This window comes from Cyclobacterium sp. (genome assembly GCF_014762705.1).
GTDB lineage: Bacteria > Bacteroidota > Bacteroidia > Cytophagales > Cyclobacteriaceae > Cyclobacterium.
In genome coordinates, this window is the sequence record NZ_JABURL010000074.1 from 1 (window position 1) to 5766 (window position 5766).

The 5766-nt window shown below is 39.1% G+C and carries 6 protein-coding genes; all 6 read right to left on the reverse strand.

What is annotated here, in order from left to right:
- Nucleotides 1–223 (reverse strand): hypothetical protein (locus tag HUJ21_RS13635; protein ID WP_291370676.1); only part of this gene is annotated, 223 nt, incomplete at its 3' end.
- Nucleotides 224–434: 211 nt separating this feature from the next.
- Nucleotides 435–791: a translation initiation factor gene (locus tag HUJ21_RS13640; protein WP_166149303.1), complete on the reverse strand. Its 357-nt coding sequence runs from the start codon at nt 789–791 to the stop codon at nt 435–437.
- Between the two features lie 10 nt (nt 792–801).
- Entirely contained in the window at nt 802–1653 is an 852-nt protein-coding gene (locus tag HUJ21_RS13645; protein ID WP_291370679.1) for a universal stress protein, read from the reverse strand.
- A gap of 85 nt (nt 1654–1738) precedes the next feature.
- On the reverse strand, nt 1739–2638 hold the full coding sequence (locus HUJ21_RS13650; RefSeq protein WP_366483692.1) for a 1,4-dihydroxy-2-naphthoate polyprenyltransferase: 900 nt from the start codon (nt 2636–2638) through the stop codon (nt 1739–1741).
- 108 nt (nt 2639–2746) lie between these two features.
- Entirely contained in the window at nt 2747–3352 is a 606-nt protein-coding gene (locus HUJ21_RS13655) for a glutathione peroxidase (RefSeq protein ID WP_291370683.1), read from the reverse strand.
- Nucleotides 3353–3354: 2 nt separating this feature from the next.
- On the reverse strand, nt 3355–5145 hold the full coding sequence (gene argS, locus HUJ21_RS13660) for an arginine--tRNA ligase (protein ID WP_291370684.1): 1791 nt from the start codon (nt 5143–5145) through the stop codon (nt 3355–3357).
- Nucleotides 5146–5766 lie beyond the last annotated feature (621 nt).

Consider the following 5766-nt stretch of genomic DNA (forward strand, 5'->3'; position numbering starts at 1 on the left):
TAATGCGAACAAGTGCAGCATATATGGCATCATCCAATGCTTCCGAGCGGTAATAAAGGATTTCTGTTCTTTCCGGAATAGACAAAACAAAGGCCTCTTTAATGGCAGGCAAAGTCTTTAACTGAACCAGTAATTTTTTGGTCTCTTCCAGGTCCAGGTGAAAATTTAAATCTACCTTCTTTGTTACCTCCGCACTAAAACTTAATAATCTGAATTGTCCCATTTTCTGCTGTTTTTTGCTGTTTATTAATGGAGGTACTTACGCACTTCCAAACTTTACCGGATTGGCCGGTAGTAAAAATTTGTTGGTATGAAGGTAATAGCAATTTTTATTTACCTGGAAAGAATTCGTTCAACTGTGAAAAGTAGTCGGTAAACTTCAGCTATCTGGGGTTAAAAATATCTGTTGGAAGTGGTAAAAAAAATCCGGAAGCTTAGCCTCCGGATTTTTTTGCTTTGTAACCTTCTTGCATTAAATGTTCCAAAACCTTATCTCTTTGATCCCCTTGAATGATTATTTCTCCATCTTTGGTGTTGCCACCTACACCACATTTGGTTTTGAGGGCTTTTCCTAAAGATTTTAAATCATCCTCATTACCAATAAATCCGGTAACAAGGGTCACTTGTTTTCCTCCTCTGGATTTCTTATCCAACATCACTTTTAAATGCTGCTGTTTGGGAGGAAGGGTTTCGGTTGACTCCTGTTCGCCTTCATCGAAGTCAAAATTATCCGCTGTAGAATACACTACTCCATCTCTTTTTTTCCAGTCATTGTCCCTTTTTCTACCCATAAATCAGCTGTTATTTTTTAAATTTCATGGTCCATACAGGCCTTTTGGCACTGTTGACCACGTCTTCTGCAATGCTTCCGCTGAGCAGGTGTAAAAAACCGGTCCTGCCATGAGTGGCCATGGCTATCAGGTCGGCATTTATCTCATCTGCAAATTCAATGATTCCCTCTTCTTCTGTATCCGCATTGTAAATGTCAATCTGAACATTTGTCAGTTTATTGGCTTTTACAAATCCATTGATTTTTTCAAATGAAGATTTTGATTTTTCGAATGAATTTGGTGTATTGATTTTGACTAATCTGATTTCAGCATCCAGAAGCTCTTGAAAATTTTTCAAATGTTTCATTACCTTTTTACTGTCTTCGCTAAAATCACTGGCAAAAACGATCACCTTTAGATCCTCCGCTTTTAGCGCGCTTTTTACGGTTATGACAGGGCATTTGGAATGCCTGACTACCTTTTCTGTATTCGAACCAATCAACAGTTCCTCCAATCCGCTTGAGCCCTTAGACCCCATAATAACCAAATCCGCTTTGACTTCGGTTATTTCGCTGGATATCCCGGCGTATGGATTCCCGAATAAAAGATTGGTGCTGAATTGGTATGGTTTTACGGCATGTTTTTCTTCCAGTTCTTTAAACTGTTTCTTCCTTTTTTCTACCAAATCAACCATATATATCCTGTCAATAAAATTATCCTCCATGTTGATTTCGCCCATGGTATTAAAATGTTGGGCAGTGGGAATTTCAATCACATGAATTAATTTTAATTTACAGGCTGCCTTGGTGGCCAATTCCTGAGCCAGCTGGAAGGCATTTTCCGCTTCTTCCGAAAAATCATAAGGTACTAAAATGCTTTTCATCTTCGCTTCGAGATATTTAAGTTTATGATGGAGGTAAACTACAAAAATCTACCCAAAATAGGTAGTAAATTGCCAAATTGTTTATTTAAAAAATCAGCCAGCCCAATCCAAAAAATAAAACACAGAGAAAGGTTGAAATGGCCATTACTTTCAAATAGGGGTCTAGCTTCTCCGGGGAATCAAATTTTTCCAGTGCCCAACCTGTTTTTAAAATAAAAGGTGTGGCCAACAAATAAAAGAGTCCTCCCCAGGCTTTTTCAATCAGAATGAACACTATTAATAAAAGTAAAGCGGTGGTTAATAATGCCCAATGGTAATTTGTTGCAGCATTTTTACCGATTCTTACAGGAACAGAGCGTTTTCCTGCAGCCTTATCAGATTGTATGTCCCTGATATTGTTGATATTGAGCACTGCTGTACTCAGCAATCCGACGGCAGTAGCCGGCAGCCAAAGGGAAGAATCAAAAGACTGGGTATGGAGGTAAAAGGTACCCATAACACCAAGCCATCCAAAAAAAACAAAAACGGCAATATCGCCAAGTCCCGCATATCCATAAGGCTTGCTGCCTGAAGTATAGGTGATGGCGGCCAAAATAGCCAGGATTCCCATTCCGAAAAATAACAGAAACTTAAAAATGTCTTCTAAAGCGATATACAATAGCCAAACACCACTGAATAATGATAAAATGGCGAAAATAATCATTGCAGACTTCATTTCAGTAAGGGAAATAATGCCTGATTGAACAGCCCTTATCGGGCCTTTTCTGCCTTCGTGGTCTGCTCCGTTGATACTGTCCCCATAATCATTGGCTAGATTTGATAAAATCTGCAACAAAATAGTGGTAAGGGCAGCAAGCAAAAAAACCGGCCATTTGAGACCGGAGGTTTGGAATGCAATGAAACTACCCATCAAAATACTTGATAGGGCCAAAGGCAAAGTTCTTAATCTCATGGCATGAATCCATGCCTGTCTTTTATTTTGCACAGTCAAGGGTTAAAACATAAATTTAAAGGTAAAAAAATAAAATCAGGCAAATTCCCCTGAAAGGGGATTCGCCTGTAATTTGATGTTTTCCAAATCAAGATACTATTACTAAGCTTTGATTAAGGAAATTATTTCTTCATCCATAGGTTTTACGGAAGAAGGGAAGAATTTAACCAATTCACCTTTTTCATTGATAAAATATTTGCAAAAATTCCAGGATGGTTCTGTATTGTTCCATCCATTCAGGTTTTTGTCTGAAAGCCAGCGGTACAAAGGATGTTTATCAACTCCTTTGACAGAAATTTTTTCAAACATGGGAAAAGTAACCCCATAATTTTCAGAACAAAATGTTTTGATGTCTTCATTCGTGCCTGGTTCCTGACCTCCAAAGTTATTTGCCGGGAAAGCCAAAATGGTCATTTGATCCTTGTATGCCTCGTAAAGTTCCTGTAGCTCTGCGTACTGAGGCGTATATCCGCATTTTGAGGCCACATTGACAATCAAAAGCTTTTTTCCTTTGTAGGCAGAAAAATCCACAGGATTACCATCAATATCGTTCATGGTAAAATCATAAAAATTTTCTTGCACATTCATGTTATTTAAGTTTGAAGCCAATCTTATACCACCGTCCGATGGCGTGTACTTTGACTGGCTGGACTGCGGAAATTGGAAAGCCAGTAGCGCTAAAGCGATTAAGTTGAATAATGTTTTCATAGTTACATTTTTTGGGGTACATCTATACCAAGTAAACCCATGCCTGACTTAATTGTTTTGGCTACCTGAGCGGATAAGCCTACTCTAAAAGCCTGGACCTCGGCTTTGGTTTCGCTAAATATAGGAAGTTCTGCATAAAACCGGTTATATTCCTTGGCCAAATCAAATAAATATTGTGTGATAACCGCCGGTGACAGTTCTTCAGCCGCCAGGGCGATTTTATTTTCATAATCTGCCAATAAAAATACCAGACTTTGCTCGGTTTTTTCAAGCTGTTTATAGGCCTGAAACTGGTTAGGGGAATAGTCCAGATCAATTTGGGCTGCTTTCCTCAGGATAGCGGAAATCCGTGCATGGGTATATTGGATAAAAGGTCCTGTGTTGCCCTGAAACTCTATGGATTCCTGGGGGTTAAACAGCATCCGTTTTTTTGGATCTACCTTGAGCAAGAAATATTTTAATGCTCCCAATGCCAGTATTTGATAAAGAGCTTCCGCTTCTTCATGACTGAATCCTTCAATTTTCCCCAGTTCCTGAGTATGTTCCCTGGCCGTTGCCACCATTTCCGCCATGAGGTCATCTGCATCTACCACCGTGCCTTCCCGGGATTTCATTTTTCCAGAGGGAAGGTCTACCATGCCGTAAGACAGATGGTATAATCCATTGCCATATGGCCTGCCCAGTTTACGCAGGATCTTGAACAATACCTCAAAATGATAATCCTGCTCATTTCCTACCACATAAACAGATTTTTCAATCCTATGGTCCTTGTATTTAAGGTCTGCCGTACCCATATCCTGGGTCATGTAAACGGATGTGCCATCAGCCCTTAAAACCAATTTTTCATCCAGTCCCTCATCACTGAGATCAGCCCAGACAGAGCCATTTTCTTTTTTGAAGAAAACACCTTTATTCAAGCCTTCCGCCACGATGTCCTTCCCCAAAAGGTAGGTGTCGGACTCGTAATAGTACTGATCAAAATCAACTCCCATTTTTCGATAGGTCTCTTCAAATCCCTGATAAACCCAACCATTCAATTTCTTCCACAAATCAATGGTAGTTTGATCCCCGGCTTCCCAACGTACCAGCATTTCCTGGGCTTCCTTCATCCAGGGAGCCGTCTTTTTCGCGGCTTCCTGTTCCATTCCGGATAAAGTCAGCTCCTTGACCTGTTTTTTGTATTCCTGGTCAAAAAGTACATAATATTTTCCTACCAGGTGATCCCCTTTCAAACCAGATGATTCCGGTGTCTCTCCATTGCCCAATTTTTCGTAGGCTACCATGGATTTACAAATGTGTATGCCCCGGTCATTGACCAGATTGGATTTAATCACCTCATAACCGTAGGCTTCCAAAATCCGCGCAACAGCAAATCCCAGGAAGTTATTTCTAAGGTGTCCCAGGTGAAGGGGCTTGTTGGTATTGGGGGAACTGTATTCGACCATGACCTTCCTGTTTTTAGGTGGGAATTTGCCATGCCCCTCTATGGTAGCCAATTGTTGAAACAAGTCTAGCCAATAGGTATCAGAAAGAGAGATATTTAAAAATCCTTTCACGACATTGAATGAACTGACAACGGAAAGATTTTCCTGCAAATAAGCCCCTATTTTTTCACCACTAGCCTCAGGGGAGCTTTTTGTGATTTTCAAAAAAGGAAACATTACAAAGGTATAGGTTCCTTCAAACTCTTTTCGGGTTGCTTGCAGGCTTAGGCTATCCGGATCCACTGAATGATCAAAAAGGGCCTGAAATGCACTTGCTATGGCATTTGTAATGGTTTGCTGGATATCCATATTGAGCTTTTTTATTGGAGCGCAAATATAGAACTTTCCAAGGAAAGACGGGAAGGCTCCTGCATTAATTCTGTTGTCGACTAGTAGTTTAGAAAAAGGCTTTCCAATCTATATTAGAAATGGGTGAATGTAAACCCTGACAGGAAACAGGTACATACCAGGTAAGTTTGATGGAGTATAATTGGTTTCAGCAGGTATGGCAATTGGGCTTGCCCCTTTTTACTTAGGGTTGTTTACCGATTTCCAGTCAAATATATTTTTGGCCATCTATCCATGATATTTGCTGGTATACAAGAAAAAACTTATTTTTTACAAGATTTTTATTATAGAATTTATCACTCTTTTGTCCGCAATCCTTTACATATTGGGGTGCTTGATCCACACAATGCTGTGTACTATAAATAAATCATGATTTTTCCAAAATGGATCAAATTTTTAAAATACCAGTTTTAAATGCATTTAAAGCCCTGTTTTTTTATAACAAAAATACATTAAAATTATTTGGCATAGCATTTGGGTAATTATAATTGAAAATAATATTTAAATAGTATTGTTTTCAACCAACTATTATTTAACACTATAAATTTAAAACGTTATTAAAAAGTTATTGTTGTCACTTGC

Coding starts and splice junctions, on each gene's coding strand:
- HUJ21_RS13640 (WP_166149303.1), bottom strand. CDS start 791: ATGGGTAGAAAAAGGGACAATGACTGGAAAAAAAGAGATGGAGTAGTG.
- HUJ21_RS13645 (WP_291370679.1), bottom strand. CDS start 1,653: ATGAAAAGCATTTTAGTACCTTATGATTTTTCGGAAGAAGCGGAAAAT.
- HUJ21_RS13655 (WP_291370683.1), bottom strand. CDS start 3,352: ATGAAAACATTATTCAACTTAATCGCTTTAGCGCTACTGGCTTTCCAA.
- argS (WP_291370684.1), bottom strand. CDS start 5,145: ATGGATATCCAGCAAACCATTACAAATGCCATAGCAAGTGCATTTCAG.